The sequence below is a fragment of the Kineosporiaceae bacterium SCSIO 59966 genome (assembly GCA_020881835.1).
Classification (GTDB): domain Bacteria; phylum Actinomycetota; class Actinomycetes; order Actinomycetales; family SCSIO-59966; genus SCSIO-59966.
In genome coordinates this window covers 1,550,048-1,575,255 of record CP052876.1, presented here as the reverse complement: position 1 = coordinate 1,575,255, position 25,208 = coordinate 1,550,048, and the positions used below count along the sequence as shown (strand labels likewise).

The following is a 25,208-nucleotide window of genomic DNA, read 5'->3' as shown; positions in this document are numbered from 1 at the left end:
CCCCGGCGCCGGCGGAGGCCCGGTGCCCCGGTGCGTCTAGCGGGGTTCGTCGTCGGGTAGTCCCGGGTGCCCGCCGTCCGGGGTGCCGGACCCGCCGCCGGGGTCGCCAGTCAGCGTGTCGTGCAGCCCTGGCCTGACGGGATCGGTGACCGGGACGTCGGTCGTGCTCGTGTCGGGTGAGAGCAGCTCGGTGAGCAGCCGGCCGGAGATCCGCCGGAAGGCGCGGCGCGGGCGGCGCCGGTCCAGGACGGCGACCTCCAGCTGGGACTCCGGGAGCTCCCGGGGCGCGCCGCCGCCGGGGTCGGCGGCGAGAGCCGCGACGGCGGTCTGCAGCGCGTCGGCGAGCGTCATGCCCGGGCGCCACCGCTCCCGGGCGGCGGGTGCGACCTGCTCGGCCTGGCCGCCCATGACGACGACCCCCCGCTCGTCGGCGACCGACCCGTCGTAGGTGAGCCGGTAGATCTGGTCGGTGTCGCTCGAGTCGCCGACCTCAGCGACGACGATCTCCACCTCCAGCGGCTTGGACTCGGTGGTGAACACCGTGCCGAGGGTCTGGGCGTAGGCGTTGGCCAGGCCCCGGGCGGTGACGTCGATGCGGTCGTAGGAGTAGCCGCGCAGGTCGGCGTAGCGGACGCCGGCGACCCGCAGGTTCTCGAACTCGTTGTACTTGCCGACGGCGGCGAAGGCGATCCGGTCGTAGATCTCGCTGATCTTGTGCAGCGCCCGGGAGGGGTTCTCGGCGACGAAGGCGATGCCGCCGTCGTACTGGACGACGACGACGGACCGGCCGCGGGCGATGCCCTTGCGGGCGTAGTCCGCCCGGTCCTTCATGAGCTGCTCGGGCGAGACGTAGAACGGCATGCTCATCGGTCGGCACCCCCGGCCCCGGCGCTCGGCTCCCCACCGGAGCGTCCGTCCCGGCGCTCGGCGATCACCTGGCGGACCACCCCGGCGAGCCGGTCGTCGTCCAGGCGCTGGTAGCCCTCCGCGGTGACCGTGGCGACGACGGGCCAGATCCGGCGCTCGAGGTCAGGGCCACCGGTCGCCGAGTCGTCGTCCGCGGCGTCGTAGAGGGCGCCGACGGCGACCCGGACGGCGTCGGCGGCGTCCAGCCCGGGCCGCCACAGCTTCTTCAGCGCGCCCCGGGCGAACACCGAGCCGGAGCCGACGCTGTGGTGGTCGCGCTCCTCGTAGCGCCCGCCGGTGACGTCGTAGCTGAAGATCCGGCCGACCTGGCGGTCCAGGTCGTAGCCGGCGAACAACGGGACGACGGCCATCCCCTGCATGGCCAGCCCGAGGTTGCCGCGGATCATCGCCGCCAGCCGGTTCGCCTTGCCGTCGAGGCTGAGCAGGGCCCCCTCGATCTTCTCGTAGTGCTCGAGCTCGACCTGGAACAGCCGGACCATCTCCACCGCGATCCCGGCGGTCCCCGCGATCCCGACGCACGAGTACGTGTCCGCGGGGAACACCTTCTCGATCTCCCGGTTCGCGATGTAGTTGCCCATCGTCGCCCGCCGGTCGCCGGCCATGACGACCCCGCCCGGGAACGTCAGCGCGACGATCGTCGTGCCGTGAGGGCTGTCCGGTGCGGCGCCGGGCGGCAGGCTGCGCCGGCCCGGCAGCAGGTCCGGGGCGTGCGTCGAGAGGAACTCCGAGAACGACGACGAGCCGGGCGTGGTGAACGCGGACGGCAGTCGTCCGGTGTGCGCGTCGGTGGTCACGCCGTGACCCTAGCGACGGGCACCGACGACGCCGCGGCCCGGCTCACTGCCCGCCCTTCTGCACGAACGTGCGGACGAACTCCTCGGAGTTGGTCTCCAGGGTGTCGTCGATCTCGTCGAGCAGCGCGTCGATGTCGTCGTCCCGGGTCTGGGCCGCGGGAGCGGCCGGGCCGGGGGCGTCGTCGGGCTCGCTGTCGTCTCGCCGTGTCGGTCGCTTGTGCTCCTGACCCGCCATCGCCAGCCTCCTCCGTCGCCGGGGGTCGGATCCCCCGCCCGGCTCCGATCCTAGGCATCTTCCGGTGAGGACGACGGCCCACCCGCCGGTGCACCGCGCAGCGCCTCGACGAGCTCGCTCGCCGAGCCGACGCGCTCGAACAGCGCGCCGACGTGCTCCCGGGTGCCGCGGGTCGGCTCGAGCATCGGGACCCGCTGCAGGGGACCGCGGCCGGGCAGGTCGAAGATGACCGAGTCCCAGCTCGCCGCCGCGACGTCCGCCCCGAACCGGGCCAGGCACTGTCCGCGGAACCAGGCGCGGGTGTCCTCCGGCGGCTCGCTGACGGCGGCGTCCACCTCCTCGTCCGTGAGCAGCCGCTGCATCGCGCCCCGGGCGACCAGCCGGTGGTACAGCCCCTTCTCCGGCCGGACGTCGGTGTACTGCAGGTCGATGAGCTGCAGCCGGGAGGAGCCCCAGTCCAGCCCCTCCCGGTCCCGGAAGCCCTGCAGCAGCCGGAGCTTGGCCACCCAGTCCAGCTCACCGGCGAGGTCCATCGGGTCCCGCTCCAGCCGGGTCAGCACGCTCTCCCAGCGCTCGAGGACGTCGACCGTCTCCGGGTCGGTCCCCCCCTGGCGGTCGACCCAGGCGCGCGCCGCCTCCAGGTACCGCCACTGCAGCTGGACGGCGGTCAGCCGGGTGCCGTCGTGCAGGGTCACCAGCTCGCGCAGGGTCGGGTCGTGACTCACCGCGTGCAGCGCGGCGACCGGCGTCTCGACGGTGAGGTCGGGCAGCGCCCGGGCCTCGATGAGGTCGAGGACGAGCGCCGTCGTCCCGACCTTGAGGTAGGTGGAGATCTCGCTGAGGTTGGCGTCCCCGATGATCACGTGCAGCCGGCGGTACCGGTCGGCGTGGGCGTGCGGCTCGTCCCGGGTGTTGACCAGGGGGCGTTTCAGCGTCGTCTCCAGGCCCACCTCGACCTCGAAGAAGTCGGCCCGCTGGCTGATCTGGAACCCCTCGCGCGCGCCGTCCTGACCGATCCCGACCCGGCCGGCGCCGGTGACGACCTGACGGCTGACGAAGAACGGGATCAGGCCGCGGACGATGTCGGGGAACGGTGTCGCCCGGTTCATGAGGTAGTTCTCGTGGGTGCCGTAGGAGGCGCCCTTGTTGTCGGTGTTGTTCTTGTAGAGGTTGACCGGCCCGAGCCCCGGTGTCGCGGCGATCCGGCGGACCGCCGCCAGCATCACCCGTTCCCCCGCCTTGTCCCAGCGGACGGCGTCCCGGGGGCCGACGACCTCCGGGCTGGAGTACTCGGGGTGGGCGTGGTCGACGTAGAGCCGGGCGCCGTTCGTCAGGACGACGTTGGCCAGCGCCGGGTCCTCGACCTCGTCGACCAGCTCGCCGAGGCCGGCGCGGCGGGCCTGGTCGGCGAACCGGGGGGCGTCGGTGAGCTGGGTGGGGTCGGCCTGGCCGCGGGTCAGCTCCCAGCCGCGAGCGTCCCGCAGCGGGGCCTCGTCCTCGTAGTCCCACCGGGCCCGGCCGGCCCGGACGCCGAGCGGCTCGGCGTAGGCGTGGACGACCTGGCTGGACAGGACCATCGGGTTGGCCTCGGGCCGGCCCGGGCTGGACACGCCGTACTCGGTCTCGATACCCATCACCCGTCGCACGGTCATGCGGCGACCCTACGGGTGCCGCCCTATGGTGGCTCGGGTGCGTCCCCGTCCCGCCGCCGCTCTCGACGTCCTCGCGGTGGTCGGTTTCGTCGTCGCCGGACGCCGCACCCACGCCGAAGGCCTGGACCTCGCCGGGACGGCGCAGGTCGCCTGGCCGTTCCTGGTGGCGGCCGCCCTGGGCTGGCTCGTGGCGCGGGCGTGGCGGGCGCCGGACGCCGTGCTGCGGACCGGCGTCCCCGTCTGGCTGGTCACCGTGGGCGCCGGCCTGCTGCTGCGGCGCGCGGGCGGCGACGGCACGGCAGCGCCCTTCGTCGTCGTGGCGGTCGTCACGCTCGGGGTGCTGATGCTGGGCTGGCGGGCGCTCGCTCAGACCATGAGGTCGCGAGCCAGCCGCTCGCCCGGCGTGAGGCCGTAGGCGTCGGCGAACAGGCCTCGGTGCCGGCGGCTAGAGGTACTGGCCGGTGCCGTTGACCGACTCGATGGACCGCCCGGGGCCCTTCGTGCCGTCCTTGCCCTGGATGATCGTGCGGATGTAGACGATCCGCTCGCCCTTCTTGCCGGAGATCCGGGCCCAGTCGTCGGGGTTGGTGGTGTTCGGCAGGTCCTCGTTCTCCTTGAACTCCTCGACGCACGCGGTCAGCAGGTGGTCCACCGACAGGCCCTTCTGCCCGGTGGCGAGGAACTGCTTGATCGCCTGCTTCTTCGCCCGGTCGACGATGTTCTGGATCATCGCCCCGGAGTTGAAGTCCTTGAAGAACAGGATCTCCTTGTCGCCGTTGGCATAGGTGACCTCGAGGAACTGGTTCTCCTCGCTCTCGGCGTACATCCGCTCCACGGTGGCCTGGATCATGGCGTCAACGGTGGCCTGCACCGAGCCGCCGTGCTCGGCGAGGTCGTCGGGGTGCAAGGGCAGCTCGGGGGTCAGGTACTTGCTGAAGATCTCACGGGCGCTCTCGGCGTCCGGCCGCTGGATCTTGATCTTCACGTCGAGCCGGCCGGGACGCAGGATCGCCGGGTCGATCATGTCCTCCCGGTTGGAGGCGCCGATGACGATGACGTTCTCCAGCCGCTCCACGCCGTCGATCTCGGCGAGCAGCTGCGGGACGATCGTCGTCTCGACGTCGGAGGACACCCCGGACCCGCGGGTGCGGAACAGCGACTCCATCTCGTCGAAGAACACGACGACCGGGGTGCCCTCGGAGGCCTTCTCCCGGGCCCGGGCGAAGATCAGCCGGATGTGCCGCTCGGTCTCCCCGACGTACTTGTTGAGCAGCTCGGGACCCTTGATGTTGAGGAAGTAGCTCTTCGCCTCCTTCAGCCCCAGCCGGTCGGCGGCCTGCTTGGCCAGCGAGTGCGCGACGGCCTTGGCGATGAGCGTCTTGCCGCAGCCGGGCGGGCCGTACAGCAGCACGCCCTTGGGTGCCTTGAGGCCGTGCTCGCGGTACAGCTCCGGGTGGGCGAACGGCAGCTCGACGGCGTCCCGGATCTGCTCGATCTGGCTGCCCAGACCGCCGATGTCGGTGTACTCGATGTCGGGGACCTCCTCGAGCACGAGCTCCTCGACCTCGGCCTTGGGCACCTTCTCGTAGGCGTACCCGGCGCGGGCGTCCACTGTGAGCGCGTCACCGACCCGCAACCGCTGCTCGAGCAGCGGCGCGGCCAGCCGCACGACCCGCTCCTCGTCGGCGTGGGCGACGACGAGGGCCCGGCCGTCGTCGAGCACCTCCTTGAGGGTGACGATCTCGCCGGTGCGCTCGAAGGCGGCCGCCCGGACGACGTTGAGCGCCTCGTTGAGCATCACCTCCTGGCCGGTGCCGAGCGACTCGACGTCGACGGCCGGGCTCACCGCGACCCGCATCTTGCGGCCGGACTGCACGACGTCGACGGTGCCGTCGTCGTGCGCCGCGAGGAAGGTGGCGTAGCCGCTCGGGGGCTGGGCGAGCCGGTCGACCTCCTCCTTGAGGGTGACGATCTGGTCGCGGGCCTCGGTCAGCGTCCGGCTGAGCCGCTCGTTGCGGACGGCGAGCTGCTGGGCCTCCGCCTGGACGGCGCGCAGCCGGTCCTCGAGCTCGCGCACCCGCGCCGGGCTCTCGGCGAGACGGCGACGCAGGGCGTCGACCTCGTCCTGGAGCGCCTCGACCCGGCGGCCGAGCACCGAGCTGTTCTCCCTGGGGACGTCGTGCTCTCGAGCCATGCTCGAGCCTAACTCTCCGGCTCCTGCCGTGGGGCGCTGGACTCGCCGGGCGGCGTCGGGGTGACCGCCCGCCGCACCCGGCGGAGCTTCTTGTCGCTGACCGGCCGCTCCCCGACGTCCTCGGGGGTCCACTGCCCGGCGAGCAGCCCGCCGTCCGTCCCGACCGCGGCCTTGGCGGGGCGCCGCCGCCGCTGCGGGGGCCGCACCCCCTCGGCGAGCCGCCGGGTGGTGAGCAGGAACCCGGTGTGCCCGACCATCCGGTGGTCGGGCCGTACGGCCAGCCCCTCCAGGTGCCAGCCGCGGACCATCGACTCCCACGCGGCCGGCTCGGTGTACCGACCGTCGGCGCGGACGTCCTCGGCCAGCCGGGACAGCTGGGTCACGGTGGCGACGTAGGTGATGAGGACGCCGCCGGGGGCCAGCGCGCCGGCCGCGGCGTCCAGGCAGTCCCAGGGGGCGAGCATGTCCAGGACGACCCGGTCGACGCTGCCGGGCTCCTCGGCGGCCGGCAGCTCCTCGGCGAGGTCCCCGACCGTGACCTGCCAGGCCGGGTGCGGTCCCCCGAAGAACGCCTCGACGTTGCCGCGGGCGATGTCGGCGAAGTCGGCGCGCCGCTCGAAGGAGTGCAGGTGCCCCTCGTCCCCGACGGCACGCAGCAGCGACATCGACAGCGCACCGGACCCGACGCCGGCCTCGACCACCCGGGCGCCGGGGAACACGTCGCCCATCTGCACGACCTGGCCGGCGTCCTTAGGGTAGACCACGGCGGCGCCGCGGGGCATCGACAGCACGTAGTCCGACAGCAGCGGACGCAGCACGAGGTACTCGGTGCCGTTCGTGGCGGTGACCACCCAGCCCTCGGGCCGTCCGATGAGGTCGTCGTGGGCGAACGACCCGCGGTGGGTGTGGAAGTCCCTGCCGGGGGTCAGGGTGATGGTGTGCAGACGTCCCTTGGGGTCGGTGAGCTGGACCCGCTCCCCCGCGCGCAGCGGGCCGCGGCGGACGTCGGCTCCGGTCGGCATGGAGGCCGAGTCTAGGCGGCACCGGGGCCGTGGCCGCCGACGCCAGAAGGTGCCTGCGGCAAACCAGGATCAGCGCCGGCGGCGTGCCGGGCGGGTGCCGACGAGGGCGGCGACGACGTCCCCGCCGCGCAGCACGCCGACCCAGTGGCCCTCCTCGTCGCGGACCGGCCACTCCTCACCGCGCAGGGTACCCAGCAGCCGCAGCAGCTCCTCCCCGCCGAGCCGGACGTCGAGCACGACGTCGTCGGCGAAGGCGCGGGCGGCCGCGGACGCCGGCGCGGCGCCGCGGCGCTCGGCCGGGACCTGGGAGGCGGCGCCCGGGTCCAGGACACCGACCGGCTTACCGGTCTCGTCGAGCAGGAGGACGGTGGTGCGCCCCAGGTCGGCGGGGTGGGAGACCCCCGCCGCGGTGAGCGCCTCGGCCACGCTCACGGACGCGGGCAGCGGCACCGCCGGGCGCGCGAGCCGGTGGACGGTGGCCTCGGGGGCACGCCGGCGGATGCTCGCGCCGCGCAGCACGTGCCCGGCCCCGGACCACAGCAGCCCGCCGATGAGCACCGCCCAGACCACTCGGACGAGGTCGATCCGTCCGCTGAGCAGCGGCAGCAGCCCCCACCCGATGACGGCCGCGGCGACCAGTCGGCCGCCCCAGGCGGCGACGACCGTCCCGGTGGTGCGGTCCGAGGTGAGCTTCCAGACCAGGGCCTCGAGCAGCCGGCCGCCGTCGAGCGGAAGCCCCGGCACGAGGTTGAAGACGGCGACGACGCCGTTGGTGAGGACGAACGCCCACACCAGCAGGCGGGCGACGTCGGGCAGGTCGGCGAGCAGCAGCGGCGCGGCGAGCAGGGCGAGGACGGCGTTCGCCAGGGGCCCGACGACGGCGATGACGAACGAGCGGCCCGGCCGGACGGCGTCCGTCTCGAACTGCGTGTGACCGCCCCACAGGTTGATCACGATGTGGGTGGCGGGCATCCCGAAGGACCGGGCCGCGACCGCGTGGGCGAGCTCGTGCAGGAGGACCGACAGCAGCAGGAGGACGGCGTAGCCGAAGGCGACGAGGTAGGACCACGCCCCCAGCCCCGGTGCGCTGGCGGCGACGGTCGGGGCGAACAGGTAGGTGACGACGGCGGCGATGACCAGCCAGGACCGGGCGACGAGCACCGGCACCCCGGCCAGGGTGCCGATCCGCAGACCCTCCGGCGTCAACCGCCCTGCCGCGCTCACCGCTCAACCCTACGGGCGCCTGCCCCCCGGTGCGTCTCGTGACCGCATGTCGGCGGCGCGACCTAGCCTGTCGTCCATGCCAGTCACCTCCCCCACCGCCGGCGAGGCGCCGACCTCGCTGTCGCCGTCCCGGGCGGCGGACTTCATGCAGTGCCCGTTGCTCTACCGGTTCCGGGTGGTGGACCGGCTGCCCGAGCCACCCAGTCCGGCGGCCGTCCGCGGCACCGTCGTGCACTCGGTGCTCGAGCGGCTGTTCGACCTGCCCGCTGCCGAACGGACCGTGGGCGCCGCGCGGGCGCTCGTGGAGCCGCAGTGGCAGCAGCTGCGGGCCGGCGACCCCGAGCTGGAGGCCATGTTCACCGGCGGCGAGGAGCTCGCCACCTGGCTCGCCGAGGCCGGTGAGCTCGTCGAACGGTACTTCGCCCTGGAGGACCCGACGAGGCTCGAGCCGGCCGAGCGGGAGCTGTACGTGAGCACCGAGCTGGAGGGCGGCCTCGTCCTGCGCGGCTACGTGGACCGGGTCGACGTCGCCCCCACCGGGGAGGTCCGGGTGGTGGACTACAAGACCGGGCGGGCCCCCTCGGAGCTGTTCGTCGCCAAGGCGCTGTTCCAGATGAAGTTCTACGCCCTCGTGCTGTGGCGGACCCGGGGCGTCGTCCCGCAGGTGCTCCAGCTCGTGTACCTGGGCAGCGGGGAGGTCGTCCGGTACTCCCCGCAGGAGCACGAGCTGCGCGCCACCGAGCGCAAGGTCCGTGCCCTGTGGGAGGCGATCCGCACCGCCGCGGGGACCGGGGACTGGCGGGCGTCCCCGAGCCGGCTGTGCGACTGGTGCCACCACCAGGCCCTGTGCCCGGCGTTCGGCGGGACCCCGCCCTTGCCGCCGGCGGACGCCGTGGCCCGGGCCGGCGGGGCCGAGGCGGGCAGGGTGCCTGCCCCCGGCCGGGACGAGACCTGACGTGGGCCGGCACGCCGCCACGGCCGACCGGCCGGGGACGACGGTGGTCGCCGCCACCCGCGACCTCGTCAAGGTGTACGGGGAGGGTCCGGCGCAGGTCCGCGCCCTGGACGGGGTCAGCCTGGACCTCCATCGCGGTGAGCTGACCGCGGTCATGGGCCCGTCCGGCTCGGGCAAGTCGACGTTGATGCACTGCCTGGCAGCCCTCGACCGTCCGACCTCCGGCAGCGTGGTCGTCGACGGGGTCGAGGTGGCCCGGCTGCGGGACGCTGCGCTGACCCGGCTGCGGCGCGACCGGATCGGCTTCGTCTTCCAGTCCTACAACCTCGTGCCGACCCTGACCGCCGCGGAGAACATCACGCTGCCGCTCGACATCGCCGGGCGCACCGTGGACCGCGCGTGGTTCGACACGGTCGTCGACACCATCGGTCTGCGGGACCGGCTCACCCACCGGCCGACGGAGCTGTCCGGCGGCCAGCAGCAGCGGGTTGCCTGCGCGCGGGCCCTGGTGAGCCGGCCGGCGATCGTGTTCGCCGACGAGCCGACCGGCAACCTCGACTCACGCGCCAGCGCGGACGTGCTCGGTTTCCTGCGCCGGTCCGTCGACGACTTCGGGCAGACCGTCGTCATGGTCACCCACGAGCCGACCGCGGCCGCCTACGCCGACCGGGTCGTGTTCCTCGCCGACGGCCGGGTCGTCGGCGAGCTGCGCCGGCCCACCGCCGAGGCCGTCCTCGAGCGGCTCCTCGGCCTCACCGAGCCGGACGCCGGCGGGGACGGATGATCCGGGTCGCGGTCCGCTCGGTCCGCGGCCACCTCGTCCGCTTCCTGCTGACCGCGTTGGCGGTGCTGCTGGGCGTGGCGTTCGTCGCCGGCACGTTCGTGCTGACCGACACGATGGACCGGACCTTCACCGGCCTCCTCGACCAGTCCTCGCAGGGCACCGACGTCGTGGTCCGAGCCGAGCAGCCCGCGGACGCGTCCGGCGGCGGCCAGGTCACCGGCCGGCTGCCGCTGGACCTCGCCTCCGACATCGAGGAGGTCGACGGCGTCCGGCAGGCCGAGCCGGACCTGGCCGGGGCGGCCGTCCTCGTGGGCGCGGACGGCACCGCCGTCCGCCTCGGCGGTGCCCCGACCCTCGGCCTCGCCTGGAACGACGGCATCCCGGCGCTGGAGCTGGTGTCCGGCTCAGCGCCGGACGTCCCCGGCGAGATCGCCGTCGAGGAGGAGACCCTGGGCGCCTCCGGGCTGCGGCTCGGCGACAGCAGCACCCTCGTCGTGGGCGGCCAGGTGCGGCCGGTCACCGTGGTCGCCGAGGTGCGGTTCAGCGCCGTGCCCGGGAGCACGCTGGTGTTCCTGGAACCGGGCAGCGCACGGGACCTGCTCGCCCCCGACGGCGTCGTCGCGTCGTTCTCGGTACGGGCCGAGCCGGGTACCGACGCCGTCGCCCTGCGGGACCGGGTGGCCGCCGTGCTGCCCCCCGGCACGGAGGCGGTGACGGGGGCCCAGCAGCGTGAGGAGGACACCGAGTCGGTCCGCGAGGCGCTCGGGTTCATCACGACGTTCCTGCTCGTGTTCGCCGGGATCAGCCTCGTCGTCGGGGCGTTCCTCATCGCCAACACGTTCTCGATGCTCGTCGCCCAGCGGACCCGTGAGCTGGCCCTGCTGCGCGCCGTGGGGGCCGGGGCCCGGCAGGTCGTGACGATGGTGGCCGTCGAGGCCCTCGTCGTCGGCGCGGTCGGCGGTGTGCTGGGTCTCGGCGCCGGGATCGGACTGGCCGCCGGTCTCCAGGCGGTGCTGGGCCGGTTCGGGCTGTCCCTGGCCGGCGGGCTCGTCGTCGCGCCCCGCACGGTGGTGGCTGCTGTCGGGGTCGGCACGGTGGTGACCGTGCTCGCCGCGTTGCCGCCCGCCGTCCGAGCGTCCCGGATCCCACCCGTGGCGGCGATGCGGGACGACGTCGCCCTGCCCGAGCGGAGCCTGCGCCTCCGGGGCCTGGCGGGGGCGGCGCTCCTGGTGGCCGGCGGGGGGCTGCTGTGGCGCTCCCTCGCCGGGTCCGGCGACGGCGTCACGGTCGCGGTCGCCTCGCTGCTGCTGTTCCTCGGTACCGCGACAGCGGCGCCCCTCGTCGCGCGGCCGGTGCTGCGGGTCCTCGCGGTGCCGTTCACGGTCACCGGCGGCCCCGTCGGCCGGCTGGCCCGCGGGAACGCCCTGCGAAACCCGCGGCGCACCGCCACCACCGCCAGTGCCCTCATGGTCGGGATCACCCTCGTCACCGGGATCACCGTGCTGTCGGCGTCGGCGACCGCCTCGACCCGGGCGATCGTCGAGGAGGCGGTCGCCGCCGACCTCGTCCTCAACAGCGGGTTCACCGGCTTCCCGCCGGCGCTGACCGAGGCGGTCGCTGCCGTCGACGGCGTCGAGTCGGTCGCCGTGCTGTCCGCCGTCCCGCTGACGGTCGACGGAGAGCGCACCCTGGCCGCCGGCACCGACCCCGGTCCCCTCGCCGACAGCGTGCGCGTGCGGCCCGTGGCCGGGACGCTGTCCGCCCTGCAGGAAGGTCGGGTCGTGGTGTCCGCGTCCTTCGCCGAGGACCGCGACGTCGGCGTCGGGGACACCCTCACGGCGCAGGTCGGGACGCTCGGGGAGCAGCCGCTGACCGTCGGCGCCGTGATCGAGGACAACCAGGCCGTGGGGGTCCCGGTGCTGCTGCCTCGGGACCTGGCCGACCGGGCCGTCCCGCCCGCAGACCGCTCGGAGCTGTTCGGCTACGTCAACACCGAGCCGGGCCGCGACGTCGCCGAGGTCGCCGCCGCCGTCACCGACGTGGTCGCCCCGTACGTCGTGGTGTCCGTCCAGAACCGCGAGGAGTTCGTCTCCGCGCAGGCCGAGGCCACCGAGCAGCTGCTCCTGCTCATCTACGTGCTGCTCGCGCTGTCGGTGGTGATCGCCGTGCTGGGGATCGTCAACACCCTCGCGCTGTCCGTGATCGAGCGCACCCGCGAGATCGGGTTGCTCCGGGCCGTCGGCATGCAGCGGCGGCAGCTGGCCGGGATGGTCACCGTCGAGTCGGTGCTCACCGCCCTGCTCGGTGCCGTCCTGGGCGCCGTCCTCGGTCTCGTCCTCGGGGTGTCCCTGCAGCGTTCACTGGCCGACGAGGGCCTGGAGGTGCTCGCGGTGCCCTGGCCCACGATCGGCGGGGTGCTCGTCCTGGGTGGGGCGATCGGCGTCCTCGCGGCCGTGCTGCCCGCGGTGCGCGCCGTCCGGCTCGACGTGCTGCGGGCGATCGCCACCGAGTAGCCGCAGGGTCAGGGGTGGTCGACGGCGCCCGGCGCCCGCTGGTCCACGACGTCACCCGGGGCGGTCGGGTCGTGCGACGACTCGGCCGCCCGGATGCGCCCGGCCCGGATGTCCTCGGCCCAGTGGCAGGCGACCGCGTGCCCGGGCCGGACCTCCCGCAGCGCGGGCACCTCGTCGTGGCAGCGGGTCGGCTGGCGGAACGGGCACCGGGTGTGGAACCGGCAGCCGGACGGCGGGTTCGCCGGACTCGGCAGGTCACCGGTGAGCAGGATCCGCTCGCGCCGGTCCTCGACCTCGGGGTCGGGCACCGGGATCGCCGACATCAGCGACAGCGTGTACGGGTGCAGGGGCTCGGTGTACAGGTCGTCGCTGGAGGCCTGCTCGACGAGCACCCCGAGGTACATCACCCCGATCCGGTCCGAGATGTGCCGGACCACGGCCAGGTCGTGGGCGATGACGACGTAGGTCAGGCCGAGCCGGTCCTGCAGCTCCTCCAGCAGGTTGATGACCTGCGCCTGCACGGAGACGTCCAGGGCGCTGACCGGCTCGTCCGCGACGACGAGCTCCGGGTTGAGCACGATCGCCCGGGCGATGCCGATGCGCTGGCGCTGGCCGCCGGAGAACTCGTGCGGGAACTTCGCGCCCGCGTTGCGGGAGAGCCCGACGAGCTCGAGCAGCTCGCGTACCCGCGCCTCGTGGTCACGCCGACTGCCCTCACCGTGCAGGCGCATCGGCTCGGTGAGGATGCTCTGCACGCTCTGCCGCGGGTCCAGGCTGGCCATCGGGTCCTGGAACACCATCTGCATCCGGCGCCGCATCCGCCGCATCTGCTCGGGCTTGAGGTCCCGAAGCTCGACGCCGTCGAACGTCACCGAGCCGGCGGTGGGCTCCTCGAGCCGGAGCACGGCCCGGCCGAGGGTGGACTTCCCGCAGCCGGACTCGCCGACGAGCCCGAACGTCTCACCGCGGCGGACGTCGAGGCTGACGCCGTCCACGGCCCGCACCGCCCCGACGGTCCGCTCGAGCACGACGCCCTTGCGGATCGGGAAGTGCACCTCGAGGTCCCGCACCCGCAGCAGGACGTCGTCCGAGCCGGCGCCCGTCCCGGTCGCGGCCGGCTGCGCGCCGGTGGTCGTGCTCATGGGTGCTCCTGGGGGCTCGGCACGGTGGGCTCGGTACCGTCGACCGGGACCGGGTGCACGCACCGGGCCACGTGCCCCGGGTGGACCTCGTCGGTGTCGAGCGGCAGGTCGGGGCGCACGCAGTCGTCGTCCGCGGCCTCGCAGCGCGGTGCGAACGCGCACGCCTGGGACCACGGCACGGTGTCGTTGGGTGATCCCGGGATCGGCCGCAGCGGCTCGCCCCGGGCGCCGTCCATGCGCGGGATCGAGGCCAGCAGACCCGCGGTGTACCGGTGCCGCGGCGAGGCGAACAGCTCGCGGCGCTCGGCGGACTCCACGATGCGCCCCGCGTACATGACGTTGATCTGGTCGCACAGCCCGGCGACCACCCCGAGATCGTGGGTGATCATGATCATGGCGGTGCCGGTCTCCGTCACGAGCTGGCGCAGCAGCTCGAGCACCTGCGCCTGGATCGTGACGTCCAGCGCCGTCGTCGGCTCGTCGGCGATGAGCAGCTTGGGCTTGCAGGCGAGCGCGATCGCGATGAGCGCGCGCTGGCGCATCCCCCCGGAGAGCTGGTGCGGGTACTCCCCCAGCCGGCGGACGGGGTCGGGGATGCCGACCCGGCGCAGCAGCTGCTCGGCCTCCTCCCGGGCGCCGGAGCGGTCGAGGTCGGTGTGCCGCAGGAGGACCTCGGTGACCTGCGTCCCGATCGGCACGACCGGGTTGAGCGAGGTCATCGGGTCCTGGAACACCATCGCCATGTCCCGGCCGCGCAGGTCGGCGAGCTCTCTCGGCGAGGCCCGCAGCACGTCGCGGCCCTCGAAGAGGACCTGGCCGCCGACGTCGACGCCGCGCCGTGGCAGCAGGCCCATGACCGCCAGCGAGGTCACCGACTTGCCGCTGCCGGACTCGCCGACGAGACCGACGACCTCGCCGGGGCGGACCGAGAACGAGACACCGTCGACGGCCCGGAACGTCGAGCGGCCCCTGCCGCCGAAGGTGACGGTGAGGTCCTCGATCTCCAGCAGCGCGTCGCTGCCGCGCAGGCCGGGTCGGGTCTGGGTGGTCTGGGTGGACATCAGGTCACCGCCGGAACTTCGGGTCGAGGGCCTCACGCAGCGCCTCGCCGAACAGCGTGAAGCCGAAGGCGGTGACGGCGATCGCGATACCGGGCAGCAGGGCGAGGTGCGGGTCGGACTCCAGCCGGGGCTGGGCCTTGACGAGCATCCGGCCCCACTCGGCCACGCTCGGGTTCGGGTCGCCGAGTCCGAGGTAGGACAGCGCGGCGACCTCGATGATGGCGGTCGCCAGCATGAGGGTCGCCTGCACGATCACGGGGCCGAGGGAGTTCGGCAGCATGTGGCTCATCACCACGCTGCGCCGGCGCAGCCCCACGGAGAACGCCGCGAGCACGTAGTCGGCCGAGCGCTGCTGGAGCAGCGACCCCCGCAGCAGCCGGGCGAAGATCGGGACCTGGGCCACCCCGATGGCGATCATCACCGACGTCCGGCTCTGGCCGAGCACGGCGGCGATGCTCACCGCGAGAAGCAGGCTGGGGATCGACAGCATGATGTCGACGACCCGCATGACGACCAGGTCGACCGCTCCACCGACGCCTCCGGCCAGGATGCCCAGGACCGCGCCGACGGTGAGGCCGATGGAGGTGGAGACCACCCCGATGATGAGCGACTGGCGGGCGCCGTACACCATCTGGGTCAGCAGGTCGGCGCCGGTGGAGTCGAGGCCCAGGGGGTGCTCCGGCGACGGACCGGGAACCGAGGACGGGGTGATCCCGCTGTTCGGCAGCGGCCGTCCGGGCTCGTACCCGGCGATGAGCGGGGCCGCCAGCGCGATGACGACGAACCCGAGCATGATCGACGCGCCGATGATGGCCGACGGGTTGCGCCGCAGCCGCCGGAAGGCGCCCCGCCACAGGCTGACCCCGCGCTCGTCGTCGTGCTTGACCGCTCCGAGCACCTCGCCGAGGGCACCGCCACGCCCGAGCTCGGACGGACCGGTCTGGGCCGGGGGGATCGACGTCATGACACACGCACCCGGGGGTCGATGAGGCCGTAGCTGAGGTCGACGAGCAGGTTGATGAGGGCGTACCCGACGGCGATGAACAGGATGTACCCCTGCAGCACCGCGTAGTCGAGCTGGCCGATCGCCAGGAAGAGGTACGACCCGATCCCGTTGATGGCGAACACGGACTCGGTGAGCACGGCTCCGGAGAACAGCAGACCGGCCTGCAGGCCGATGGTGGTGACGACCGGCAGCAGGGCGTTGCGCAGCACGTGCCGGCGCCGGATGAGCGAGCGGGTCAGGCCCTTCGCCTCCGCGGTCCGCACGTAGTCCTCGTGGAGCACCTCGAGCACCGAGGCGCGGGTGATCCGGACGATGATCGCCAGCGGGATGGTGCCGAGTGCGATCCCGGGCAGGACGAGGTGGACGAGCGCGTCGAGCGCCGCGTCCCACTCTCTGGTCAGCAACCCGTCGAGGACGTAGAAGTTCGTGATGTGGGTGGCGTCGATCCGGACGTCCTGGCGGCCGCTGGTGGGCAGCACGCCGAGGAACTCGACCGGCGGCACGCCGACGGCGAACACCAGCTTGAGCAGGTAGGCGAGGAAGAACACCGGGATGGACACGCCGAGCAGCGATCCGGAGACGGCCAAGGTGTCGATGAGACCGCCGGCGTGGCGGGCGGCGTAGTAGCCGAGCGGGATGCCGAGCAGCACGGCGAAGATCAGGGCGGCGACGGCGAGCTCGACCGTCGCCGGGAAGCGCAGCAGGAAGCTCTCCAGCACCGGCTCGCCGGTCCGGGTGGAGGAGCCGAAGTTGCCCTGGAGGAGCTGCCCGGTGTAGCGGACGAACTGCTCGAGCAGCGGACGGTCGAAGCCGTACTGGGCGTTCACCTGGGCGATGCTCTCCGGCGTCGCCCGCTGGCCGAGCATTGCCCGGGCAGGGTCGCCGGGCAGGGCCCGCAGCCAGAGGAACAGCAGGACGACGAGGCCGAGCAGCACCGGCACGAGCAGCAGCAGCCGGCGCAGGACGAATCTCAGCAACGGGGCCTCACCTGAGGACGGACGAGCAGGACCGGGGACTGCGGTGGCCCGGCGGCAGAACCACCCGCCGGGCCACCGTCGTCGGCTCCGCTACTCGTTGATCGTGATGAGGTTCCAGACCTCGTCGTTGACGGGGCTGGGCTGGTAGCCCTCGACCTCCGGCGCGAACGCCAGGGACGGCGCCGGGTGCGCAATCGGCACACCAGGGAGGAACTCCATCACCTGAGCGTTGATCTCCTCGTACAGCGGGGTCTGCTCGTCGCGGCTGGCGACCCCACGGGCCTCGGTCAGCGCGGCGAACAGCTCGGGGTTGTCGAAGCCCCACTCGTTGCTCGGCTGGCCGAAGAACACGCCGAGGAAGTTGTCGGTGTCGTTGTAGTCACCGGTCCAGCCGAGCAGGTGGATGCCGTGGTCGGCCGAGCCCTGGATCTTGTCGAGGTAGTCCGGGCTCCAGCGGTCGGCGACGGGCTCCACCGTGATACCGGCGGCCTCCAGCTGGGAGGCGATGGCGGTGTACGTGTCCTCCGGCGTCGGCATGTACGGCCGGGAGACGTCGGTCGGGTAGTTGAACTGCAGCGTCAGGTCCTCCACGCCGGCCTCGGCGAGCAGCTCCTGGGCCCGCTCGGGGTCGTACGGGTAGGTCGGGACGTCGGGGTTCCAGCCGTCCACGGTGGGCGGGATGAACTGGGTCGCGATCTCGGTGCCCTCGGGCAGCGACTGGGAGACGACGGCCTCCTTGTCGATGGCGTGGGCGATGGCCTGACGGACGCGGATGTCGGCGAGCTCCGGCACGGCCTGGTTGAAGCCCAGGTACAGGATCGTGAACGGGTCGCGGGACATCACGGTGAACCCGTCGGCCTCCAGGCCCTCGATGTCACCGGGGGCCACGAGGTCGTAGCCGTCGATGTCACCGTTGCGCAGCGCCTGCAGCCGGGCGTTGCCGTCCGGGATGGTGCGGATGATGGCGGTGTCGATCTTCGCCGTCTCGCCCCAGTAGTCGTCGTAGCGGGTCAGCGTGACCTGCTGGCCCCGCTCCCAGCTCTCGAACTGGAACGGGCCGGTGCCGGTCGGGTGCTCGGTCGCGTAGGCGGAGAACCGGGGGTCGTCCTCGGTGCCCGAGACGTTGTCCGCGTCGTACTCCTGCATCGCGGTGGGGCTCTGCATGGAGAACGCCGGCAGCGACAGCGCCGGGATGAAGCCGGCGAACGGCTCGTTGAGGTTGACGGTGACCTCGGTGTCCGAGCCCACCTCGCAGCTCTCGTAGATGCCGCCGACGAGGTCGGGGTTGTCGCTCTCGGCGAAGCCCTTGAACAGCGACTGGTAGTAGTACGACAGGTTCTGGGACTGCAGGATGCCGGTCCAGTTGTGCCAGCGCTCGAAGTTGGCGCAGACGGCCTCGGCGTTGAAGTCGGTGCCGTCGTGGAAGGTGACACCCTCACGCAGCTGGAACGTGGTGCTCAGGCCGTCCTCGCTGGTCTCCCAGCTCTCGGCGAGCAGCGGCGCGGGGTCGGCGGTGCCGGGTTCGGTGCCGACCAGACCCTCGAAGATGTTCCGCGCCACCCGGAACGTCTCGCCGTCGCTGGCGAAGGCCGGGTCCAGCATCACCGGGTCGCTGGACGCCGCGAAGACGAAGGTGCCGCCGCTGGCGGTCTCCTCGCCGGCGGTGCCCCCGTCGCTTCCGGTGTCGTCGCGCTCGCTCTCGGCGCACGCCGCCAGGGACGCGGCCAGGGCGGCCGCACCGATGACGGCGAGCGGCCGTCGCAGGCTGCTCCGTCGCATGTCTCACTCCATCGGGTCCGCGGCGACGACGAGGTCGACGCCGGCAGGTACGTCACCGGTCGTCCGACCGGGCCATTGGACCCTAGACCGGCGAAGGGGGGCGACTGAACACCTTGACCGCCCCGCGAGGTCACGGTTCGGACACACTCCGGTAGCGCCGCGTCGTCCGTGCGGACACCAGGCGACCCAGGTCCGCGGCGGTGACCCCGGCCAGCGAGGACAGCAGGATCCGGCCCGGTCGAGTGGGCAGCGGGACGAGGTGGGGCACGCCGACCGCCACCGCCCCCGCCGCCTCCGCGCTGAGCAGTCCGGTCGGGGAGTCCTCCACGGCGACGCACTCCGCCGGGTCGACGCCGAGCCGGGCCGCGGCGGTGAGGTACGGCTCCGGGTGCGGCTTGCCGTAGGTGACCTCGTCGCCGGTGACGACGGCGGCGAAGGTGCCGGCCGGCAGCGCGGAGACGACAGCCTCGGCGAGCGACGTCCAGGACATGGTGACCAGCGCGCACGGCACCCCGACCCGGCCGAGGTCGGCGAGCAGCTCGAGGGCGCCGGGGCGCCACGGGGGGCGCTCCCCGACCCGGACGACGACGTGCGCCAGCAGCCGCTCGACCACCTCGTCGACCGGCAGGTCGACACCACCGTGCCGGCGGATGTACTCGGCGGACACCCGGAGCGGGTTGCCGACGAGGGCGTGAGCATGGTCGTCGTCCCAGGACCCGCCGTGCTCGGCGACGAGGGCGTACTCGGCCTCCATCCAGTACGGCTCGGTGTCGACCAGGGTGCCGTCCATGTCCCACAGCACGGCCGCCGGGAGCACCGTGCTCACGTCGAGAACCACACGGCCTCCGGGTGGTGCACGACGAGCGCGTCGGTGGACTGCTCGGGGTGCAGCTGCAGCTCCTCGGACAGGACGACGCCGACCCGCTCGGGTCGCAGGAGGTCGACGAGCAGGCGGCGCTGCTCCAGGTCCGGGCAGGCCGGGTACCCGAAGGAGTACCGCGCGCCGCGGTACTCCTGGCGCAGCACGCCGGGCAGGTCCCGGGCGTCCCGTCCGCCGAGCCCCAGCTCGTCGCGGACCCGGGCGTGCCAGTACTCGGCGAGGGCCTCGGTGAGCTGGACGGACAGGCCGTGCAGCTCGAGGTAGTCCCGGTAGGCGTTCCGGGCGAACAGGTCGGCGGTGGCCTCGGCGACCCGGGAGCCGACGGTGACGAGCTGGAGGGCGACGACGTCCGGCTGCCCGGCCCGGTCGACCTCGGCGCGGTCGCGGAAGTAGTCGGCCAGGCACAGTCGGCGGTCCCGGCGCTGCCGAGGGAACGTGAGCCGGGCGCGCTCGGTGCCCGGCTCGCCGTCCGAGCCGTCGTGGTGCGCGATGACGAGATCGTCCCCCTCGGACCAGCACGGGTAGTACCCGTAGACCACGGCCGGCTCCATCAGCCCCTCGGTCTGCACCCGGTCGAGCCAGGCGCGCAGCCGGGGGCGGCCCTCGGTCTCGACGAGCTCCTCGTAGCTGGGCCCCGACCCTCCCCTGCTCCCGCGCAGGCCCCACTGGCCGAGGAAGGTGGCGCGCTCGTCGAGGTAGGCGGCGTAGTCGGCCAGCGGGACCCCCCGCACGACCCTGTCCCCCCAGAACGGCGGACGCGGGACGTCGACGTCCCGGGCGACGTCCGAGCGCCTGCGGCCGGCGCCGTCCGCGCCGTCCGCGCCGTCTACGCCGTCACCGGAGGCCGGCGCCGGGACCGGCCGGACCCGGCGGGCCCGCAGCGGCGGCAGGTGGTCGGACGGCGTGCTGTCCGGGTCCTGCCTGGCCTTGGCGACGGCGTCCATGAGGCGCAGGCCCTCGAACGCGTCGCGGGCGTAGCGCACCTCACCGGGGAAGATCCCGGCGAGGTCGTGCTCGACGTAGGCCCGGGTCAGCGCCGCGCCCCCGAGCAGCACCGGCCACCGGTCGGCCAGGCCCCGGGCGGTGATCTCCTCGAGGTTCTCCCGCATGACCACGGTCGACTTCACCAGCAGCCCGCTCATCCCGATGGCGTCCGCGTCGTGCTCCTGGGCCGCCCGCAGGATCTCGCCGATCGGCTGCTTGATGCCGAGGTTGACGACGTCGTAGCCGTTGTTGGACAGGATGATGTCGACGAGGTTCTTGCCGATGTCGTGGACGTCGCCCTTGACCGTCGCGAGCACGATGGTCCCCTTGCCGCGCCGGGGGCCGCTGCCGGCCAGGTCCGCCTCGATGGCGGGCTCCAGGTGCGCCACGGCGGCCTTCATCACCTCCGCGGACTGCAGCACGAACGGCAGCTGCATCTCCCCACGGCCGAACAGGTCGCCGACCTCACGCATCCCGGCGAGCAGGTAGTCGTTGACGACGTCGAGCGGCCCGGTACCCGCCGCGAGCGCCGCGTCGAGGTCGGCCTCCAGACCGGTCCGCTCCCCGTCGACGATCCGGCGGCGCAGCCGTTCGTCCAGCGGCAGGCCGGCGAGCTCGGCGGCCCGGTCGGCGCGCAGCGTCGCGGCGTCCACACCCTCGAACAGCTCGAGGAACCTGGCCAGCGGGTCGTAGCCCGGCCGGCGACGGTCGTGCACGAGGTCCCCGGCCACGCGGAGCTGCTCCTCCGGGATCCGCGCCACCGGCAGGATGCGGGCGGCGTGCACGATCGCGGCGGACAGCCCGGCCTCCACCGCCTCGTGCAGGAACACCGAGTTCAGCACCTGCCGGGCGGCCGGGTTGAGTCCGAACGAGACGTTGGAGACCCCGAGGACGGTCTGGACGCCGGGGAACCGGCGGGTGACCTCCCGGATCGCCTCGAGGGTCTCGAGCGCGTCGCGGCGGGTCTCCTCCTGGCCGGTCGCGACCGGGAAGGTCAGGCAGTCGACGAAGACGTCCTCCACCCGCATCCCCCACCGCCCGGTGAGCTCCTCGAGCAGCCGGGTGGCCACGGCGACCTTGTGCTCGGCGGTGCGCGCCTGCCCCTGCTCGTCGATGGTCAGGGCGACGACGGCTGCCCCGTGCTCGGCGACGACCGGCATCACCCGGGCGAACCGGCTGCCGGGCCCGTCGCCGTCCTCGTAGTTCACCGAGTTCACCACCGCCCGGCCGCCGAGCAGCTCCAGGCCCGCCTCGACGACGTCCGGCTCGGTGGAGTCGATGACCAGCGGCAGGGTGGAGCCGGTGGCGAGCCGGCCGACGACCTCGCGGACGTCGGCGACGCCGTCCCGGCCGACGTAGTCGACGCACACGTCGAGCAGGTGGGCACCGTCCCGGACCTGCTCGCGGGCGATCTCGACGCACTCGTCCCAGCGCCCGGCGACCATCGCCTCGCGGAAGGCCTTGCTGCCGTTGGCGTTCGTGCGCTCCCCGATCGACAGGTACGACACGTCCTGACGGAACGGGACGTGCTGGTACAGGGAGGAGACCCCGGGCTCCGGGTGCGGCGTCCGGGGGGTCACCGGACGCCCTCCGACCCGTTCGACGACGGCCCGCAGGTGCTCGGGGGTGGTCCCGCAGCAGCCACCGACGAGCTGGAGGCCGAGGTCGGCGGTGAACGCGTCGTGGGCGTCCGCCAGCTGCTCGGGGGTGAGCGGGTACGTCGCGCCGTCGGCGCCCAGCTCGGGCAGGCCGGCGTTCGGCATCGCGGTGACCGGTACCCGGGCGTGCCGGGACAGGTGCCGCAGGTGCTCGCCCATCTCGGCCGGCCCGGTCGCGCAGTTCAGCCCGATCGCGTCCACGCCGAGCGCCTCCAGCGCGGTCAGCGCCGCCGCGGTCTCGGTGCCGAGCAGCATCGTGCCGGTGGTCTCCACCGTCACCTGGACGAAGACCGGCAGCTCCTCCCCCGCCTCGGCGAGGGCCCGGCGAGCACCGAGGACCGCCGCCTTGGCCTGCAGCAGGTCCTGGCAGGTCTCGACCAGCAGCGCGTCGACCCCGCCGGCGACCAGACCGCGGACCTGCTCGGCGTAGGCGTCCCGCAAGGCGCGGTAGGTGACGTGGCCCAGGCTCGGCAGCCGGGTGCCCGGCCCCATCGAGCCGATCACCCACCGTGGCCGATCGGAGGTCGACCAGGCGTCGGCGGCCTGCCGGGCGACGCGGGCGCCGGCCTCGGCGAGCTCGCCGATCCGGTGGGCGATGCCGTACTCGCTGAGGTTGCCGAGGTTGGCCCCGAACGTGTTCGTCTCGATGCAGTCGACCCCGACCTCCAGGTAGGCGTCGTGCACGGCCCGGACCAGGTCCGGGCGGGTGACGTTGAGCACCTCGTTGCAGCCCTCGTGGCCCTCGAAGTCGGCGAGGGTCGGCTCGGCCGCCTGGATCATCGTGCCCATCGCGCCGTCGGCGACGAGGACGCGTTCGGCCATGGCGGAGCGCAGGAGGTCGGAGCGGCTGCTCATCAGGCAGGAAGTGTAGGTGGGGGTCCACCGGTTGTCGGTTCTCGCCCGTAGTCTGGACGCCGGCCCGGGACCGCGGGCGCGTCGAGACCCGGGCGCCGTCCAGACCCCCGGGCGAAGGGAGACTCGTGGTCGAGCAGCACCCCGAGGACGGGCAGCACCCCGAGGACGACCAGCACCCCGGTGCGGACCAGGCCGCCACCGGCGCCGCCGGGCCCAGCGGCACGGCCCCGGTGGTGCTCGCGGCGTTCGAGGGGTGGAACGACGCCGGCGAGGCGGCCAGCTCCGCCCTGGCCCACCTTGCCGAGGTGTGGCAGGCCGAACCGGTGGCCGCGCTCGACCCCGAGCCGTACCACGACTTCCAGGTGAACCGCCCCGTGGTGGCGCTCGGCGACGACGGCCGGCGCCGGATCACGTGGCCCACGACGCGGATCAGCCGGGCCCGGCCCCCCGGTGCGCACCACGACGTCCTGCTCGTCCGTGGACCGGAGCCGTCGATGCGCTGGATGACCTGGACCGACGAGGTGCTCGGCCACCTCCAGCGGGCCGGGGCCGGGATGCTCGTCACCCTCGGCGCGCTGCTGGCGGACGTGCCGCACACCCGGCCGATCCCGGTGACGTCCACGGCGGACGACGAGGAGCTCCTGCACCGGCTCGCGCTCGAGCCGTCCCGGTACGAGGGTCCGACCGGGATCCTCGGCGTGCTCCAGGACGCCGCGGGACGACGGGGGGTGCCGACCCTGTCGCTGTGGGCGGCGGTACCGCACTACGTGGGGCACAGCCCCTCCCCCAAGGCGGTGCTGGCGCTGCTGACCCGGATCGAGGAGCTGCTCGCCGTCCCGGTGCCGCTGGGGGACCTGCCGGAGGAGGCCCGCGCCTGGCAGACGGGGGTGGACGAGCTCGCCGGCGAGGACGCCGAGATCGCCGAGTACGTCCGACAGCTCGAGCAGGCCAAGGACACCGCCGAGCTGCCCGAGGCCACCGGTGAGGCGATCGCGCGCGAGTTCGAGCGCTACCTGCGCCGCCGTGGGGACGGCCCGCGCGGCTGACCGCCACGTCGCCGGGCGGCGCCCGGCCGCCTCCGCGGGGAGCGCGCGCAGTACCTCAGGAAGGACCCCGCAGCCGGACGCCGAGCAGCGCCTGGACGGTGTCGGCGACGAGACCGGGTGCGGCGGGGTCTGTCCCGCTGCCTGCGGCCCCGAGCTGTGCTGCCACCCACTCGTCGACGACCGCGACGGCCCCCGGGGCGTCGAGGTCGTCGGCCAGCCGGTCACGGACCCCGGCGAGCACGGGCCCGGCGTCCGGCCCGGCGGTCTGGGCGACCGCCGCCTGCCAGCGCTCGAGCCGCTCCCGGGCGGCGACGAGGTCGGCGTCGGTCCACTCCCAGTCGCTGCGGTAGTGGTGGGCGAGCACGGCCAGGCGGATGGCGTCCGGCGGCACGCCGTCCGCGCGCAACCGGGAGACCAGGACGAGGTTCCCGCGGGACTTGCTCATCTTCTCGCCGTCGTAGCCGACCATCCCGGCGTGGGCGTAGGTGCGGGCGTACGGCGTCCGGCCGGTCAGCACGTGCCCGTGGGAGGCGCCCATCTCGTGGTGCGGGAAGGCCAGGTCCGAACCACCGCCCTGCACGTCGAAGGGCGATCCGAGGTGGTGCAGGGCGATCGCGACGCACTCGATGTGCCAGCCGGGGCGGCCGTGCCCGAGCGGACCGCCGTCCCAGTAGGGCTCACCGTCGCGGGCCACCCGCCACAGCAGCGGGTCCAGCGGGTCCCGCTTCCCCGGCCGGTCCGGGTCCCCTCCGCGCTCGCCGAACAGCGCGAGCATCTGCTCCCGGTCGAGGTGGGCGACCGACCCGAAGTGCGGGTCGGCCGACACGTCGAAGTAGACGTCGCCGTCCGGCCCGGCGCCCTGCCCTGCGACCCGGTAGGCCGCACCCTGGTCGATGAGCCGGGTGACGGCGTCCACCACCCACGGGATGGTCTCGACCGCTCCGAGGTAGACGTCCGGCGGGACCACGCCCAGCGCCGCCATGTCCTCGGCGTACAGCGCGGTCTCGCGGCGGGCGAGCTCCCGCCAGTCCTCACCGGTGGCGACGGCGCGCTCCAGCAGCGGGTCGTCGACGTCGGTGACGTTCTGCACGTACCGGACGGTCAGGCCGGCGTCCCGCCACGTGCGCACGAGCAGGTCGAACGCGAGGTAGGTGGCGGCGTGCCCCATGTGGGTGGCGTCGTAGGGAGTGATCCCGCAGACGTAGAGGCGGGCGTCGGGGCCGGCAGCGCTCGGCCGCAGCGTCCCGGTCGCCGTGTCGTGCAGCATCGCCGCCAGGCCCACACCGGGCAGGGTCGGCACGGGCGGGACGGGCCAGGCGGTCACGACGGGCAAGGCTACTGCCGGCTGCTGAGGCCCGGGTCGTCCAGCGGGTGTGGTCGGGGTCGGGCGCCTCCACCACAGAATGCTGCGCTCGGCACAGCTTGGCCGGCGTGTCGTGCCAGCAACCCAGCACTCTGCGAGCCGGACGGTGGCCAGGGGGTGGCGGGATTGCATGATCACCAAGGGCGCGGGTGGCGGG

20 protein-coding genes are annotated in these 25,208 nt (G+C 73.8%); 5 read left to right on the top strand and 15 right to left on the bottom strand.

The annotated features are described in order from the left end of the window. Positions 1-36: 36 nt before the first annotated feature. From prcA to HJG43_07445, 4 genes are read right to left on the bottom strand one after another with little or no spacing between them, the layout of a single operon-like run. Complete coding sequence (gene prcA / locus HJG43_07460) at positions 37-867, bottom strand: proteasome subunit alpha (GenBank protein UER54401.1); 831 nt, start codon at positions 865-867, stop codon at positions 37-39. Then, entirely contained in the window at positions 864-1,721 is an 858-nt protein-coding gene (gene prcB / locus HJG43_07455) for a proteasome subunit beta (GenBank protein ID UER54400.1), read from the bottom strand. The genes prcA and prcB overlap by 4 nt, the downstream gene beginning before the upstream one ends. 43 nt (positions 1,722-1,764) lie before the next feature. Beyond that, positions 1,765-1,956: a ubiquitin-like protein Pup gene (locus HJG43_07450; GenBank protein ID UER54399.1), complete on the bottom strand. Its 192-nt coding sequence runs from the start codon at positions 1,954-1,956 to the stop codon at positions 1,765-1,767. A 50-nt stretch (positions 1,957-2,006) separates the two neighbouring features. Then, positions 2,007-3,608: a proteasome accessory factor PafA2 gene (locus tag HJG43_07445; GenBank protein UER54398.1), complete on the bottom strand. Its 1,602-nt coding sequence runs from the start codon at positions 3,606-3,608 to the stop codon at positions 2,007-2,009. Between HJG43_07445 and HJG43_07440 the strand changes: the two genes are divergently transcribed. Then, positions 3,607-4,023 (top strand): DUF3054 domain-containing protein, encoded by a 417-nt coding sequence (locus HJG43_07440; protein UER54397.1) that lies wholly within the window; start codon positions 3,607-3,609, stop codon positions 4,021-4,023. The genes HJG43_07445 and HJG43_07440 overlap by 2 nt on opposite strands. A gap of 30 nt (positions 4,024-4,053) precedes the next feature. Here HJG43_07440 and arc read toward each other — a convergent pair whose 3' ends face one another. The 3 genes from arc to HJG43_07425 form a co-directional block, all read right to left on the bottom strand. Then, complete coding sequence (arc, locus tag HJG43_07435) at positions 4,054-5,802, bottom strand: proteasome ATPase (GenBank protein UER54396.1); 1,749 nt, start codon at positions 5,800-5,802, stop codon at positions 4,054-4,056. 8 nt (positions 5,803-5,810) lie between these two features. Further along, positions 5,811-6,824 carry a tRNA (adenine-N1)-methyltransferase gene (locus HJG43_07430; GenBank protein ID UER54395.1) on the bottom strand — a complete coding sequence of 338 codons (1,014 nt, stop codon included), beginning with the start codon at positions 6,822-6,824 and terminating at the stop codon, positions 5,811-5,813. Between the two features lie 69 nt (positions 6,825-6,893). Beyond that, positions 6,894-8,048 (bottom strand): site-2 protease family protein, encoded by a 1,155-nt coding sequence (locus tag HJG43_07425; protein ID UER53200.1) that lies wholly within the window; start codon positions 8,046-8,048, stop codon positions 6,894-6,896. Between HJG43_07425 and HJG43_07420 the strand changes: the two genes are divergently transcribed. The 3 genes from HJG43_07420 to HJG43_07410 are packed head-to-tail and all read left to right on the top strand — an operon-like array spanning position 7,957 to position 12,300. Then, entirely contained in the window at positions 7,957-9,003 is a 1,047-nt protein-coding gene (locus HJG43_07420; protein UER54394.1) for a PD-(D/E)XK nuclease family protein, read from the top strand. The two genes, HJG43_07425 and HJG43_07420, sit on opposite strands and share 92 nt — an antisense overlap. Then, positions 8,978-9,787: an ABC transporter ATP-binding protein gene (locus tag HJG43_07415; GenBank protein UER55803.1), complete on the top strand. Its 810-nt coding sequence runs from the start codon at positions 8,978-8,980 to the stop codon at positions 9,785-9,787. Before HJG43_07420 ends, HJG43_07415 begins: the two co-directional genes overlap by 26 nt. After that, a complete protein-coding gene (locus HJG43_07410; GenBank protein UER54393.1) occupies positions 9,784-12,300 on the top strand; it encodes an ABC transporter permease in 2,517 nt (838 codons plus the stop codon). Before HJG43_07415 ends, HJG43_07410 begins: the two co-directional genes overlap by 4 nt. A gap of 8 nt (positions 12,301-12,308) precedes the next feature. Here the strand turns inward: HJG43_07410 and HJG43_07405 are convergent, their stop codons facing one another. The 7 genes from HJG43_07405 to metH all read right to left on the bottom strand — a co-directional run bounded on the left by HJG43_07405 (position 12,309) and on the right by metH (position 22,642). Further along, positions 12,309-13,442, bottom strand: coding sequence for an ABC transporter ATP-binding protein (locus HJG43_07405; GenBank protein ID UER54392.1), 1,134 nt, complete (start codon positions 13,440-13,442; stop codon positions 12,309-12,311). Further along, positions 13,439-14,503 (bottom strand): ABC transporter ATP-binding protein, encoded by a 1,065-nt coding sequence (locus HJG43_07400; protein ID UER54391.1) that lies wholly within the window; start codon positions 14,501-14,503, stop codon positions 13,439-13,441. The genes HJG43_07405 and HJG43_07400 overlap by 4 nt, the downstream gene beginning before the upstream one ends. Before the next feature lie 4 nt (positions 14,504-14,507). Further along, the gene (locus HJG43_07395; protein ID UER54390.1) at positions 14,508-15,467 is read right to left on the bottom strand and encodes an ABC transporter permease; all 960 of its coding nucleotides are present in this window, start codon (positions 15,465-15,467) and stop codon (positions 14,508-14,510) included. Further along, positions 15,464-16,486: an ABC transporter permease gene (locus HJG43_07390; protein ID UER54389.1), complete on the bottom strand. Its 1,023-nt coding sequence runs from the start codon at positions 16,484-16,486 to the stop codon at positions 15,464-15,466. The genes HJG43_07395 and HJG43_07390 overlap by 4 nt, the downstream gene beginning before the upstream one ends. A gap of 90 nt (positions 16,487-16,576) precedes the next feature. Continuing rightward, positions 16,577-18,265 (bottom strand): ABC transporter substrate-binding protein, encoded by a 1,689-nt coding sequence (locus tag HJG43_07385; protein UER54388.1) that lies wholly within the window; start codon positions 18,263-18,265, stop codon positions 16,577-16,579. Positions 18,266-18,395: 130 nt separating this feature from the next. Continuing rightward, positions 18,396-19,091: an HAD family phosphatase gene (locus HJG43_07380; protein ID UER54387.1), complete on the bottom strand. Its 696-nt coding sequence runs from the start codon at positions 19,089-19,091 to the stop codon at positions 18,396-18,398. Beyond that, entirely contained in the window at positions 19,088-22,642 is a 3,555-nt protein-coding gene (gene metH / locus HJG43_07375; protein ID UER54386.1) for a methionine synthase, read from the bottom strand. The genes HJG43_07380 and metH overlap by 4 nt, the downstream gene beginning before the upstream one ends. A gap of 230 nt (positions 22,643-22,872) precedes the next feature. Between metH and HJG43_07370 the strand changes: the two genes are divergently transcribed. Next, positions 22,873-23,688, top strand: a complete 816-nt coding sequence (locus HJG43_07370) for a PAC2 family protein (protein ID UER55802.1) — start codon at positions 22,873-22,875, stop codon at positions 23,686-23,688. 55 nt (positions 23,689-23,743) lie between these two features. Here the strand turns inward: HJG43_07370 and HJG43_07365 are convergent, their stop codons facing one another. Next, a complete protein-coding gene (locus HJG43_07365; protein UER54385.1) occupies positions 23,744-25,012 on the bottom strand; it encodes a cysteine--1-D-myo-inosityl 2-amino-2-deoxy-alpha-D-glucopyranoside ligase in 1,269 nt (422 codons plus the stop codon). Positions 25,013-25,208: the final 196 nt, after the last annotated feature.

Excerpts from the sequence above, each read along its gene's own strand:
- HJG43_07405 (UER54392.1), bottom strand. The coding sequence starts at position 13,442 with ATGAGCACGACCACCGGCGCGCAGCCGGCCGCGACCGGGACGGGCGCC.
- HJG43_07410 (UER54393.1), top strand. The coding sequence starts at position 9,784 with ATGATCCGGGTCGCGGTCCGCTCGGTCCGCGGCCACCTCGTCCGCTTC.
- metH (UER54386.1), bottom strand. The coding sequence starts at position 22,642 with ATGAGCAGCCGCTCCGACCTCCTGCGCTCCGCCATGGCCGAACGCGTC.
- HJG43_07430 (UER54395.1), bottom strand. The coding sequence starts at position 6,824 with ATGCCGACCGGAGCCGACGTCCGCCGCGGCCCGCTGCGCGCGGGGGAG.
- HJG43_07450 (UER54399.1), bottom strand. The coding sequence starts at position 1,956 with ATGGCGGGTCAGGAGCACAAGCGACCGACACGGCGAGACGACAGCGAG.
- HJG43_07440 (UER54397.1), top strand. The coding sequence starts at position 3,607 with ATGCGGCGACCCTACGGGTGCCGCCCTATGGTGGCTCGGGTGCGTCCC.
- HJG43_07395 (UER54390.1), bottom strand. The coding sequence starts at position 15,467 with ATGACGTCGATCCCCCCGGCCCAGACCGGTCCGTCCGAGCTCGGGCGT.
- HJG43_07445 (UER54398.1), bottom strand. The coding sequence starts at position 3,608 with ATGACCGTGCGACGGGTGATGGGTATCGAGACCGAGTACGGCGTGTCC.
- arc (UER54396.1), bottom strand. The coding sequence starts at position 5,802 with ATGGCTCGAGAGCACGACGTCCCCAGGGAGAACAGCTCGGTGCTCGGC.
- prcA (UER54401.1), bottom strand. The coding sequence starts at position 867 with ATGAGCATGCCGTTCTACGTCTCGCCCGAGCAGCTCATGAAGGACCGG.
- HJG43_07420 (UER54394.1), top strand. The coding sequence starts at position 7,957 with ATGACCAGCCAGGACCGGGCGACGAGCACCGGCACCCCGGCCAGGGTG.
- HJG43_07400 (UER54391.1), bottom strand. The coding sequence starts at position 14,503 with ATGTCCACCCAGACCACCCAGACCCGACCCGGCCTGCGCGGCAGCGAC.
- HJG43_07385 (UER54388.1), bottom strand. The coding sequence starts at position 18,265 with ATGCGACGGAGCAGCCTGCGACGGCCGCTCGCCGTCATCGGTGCGGCC.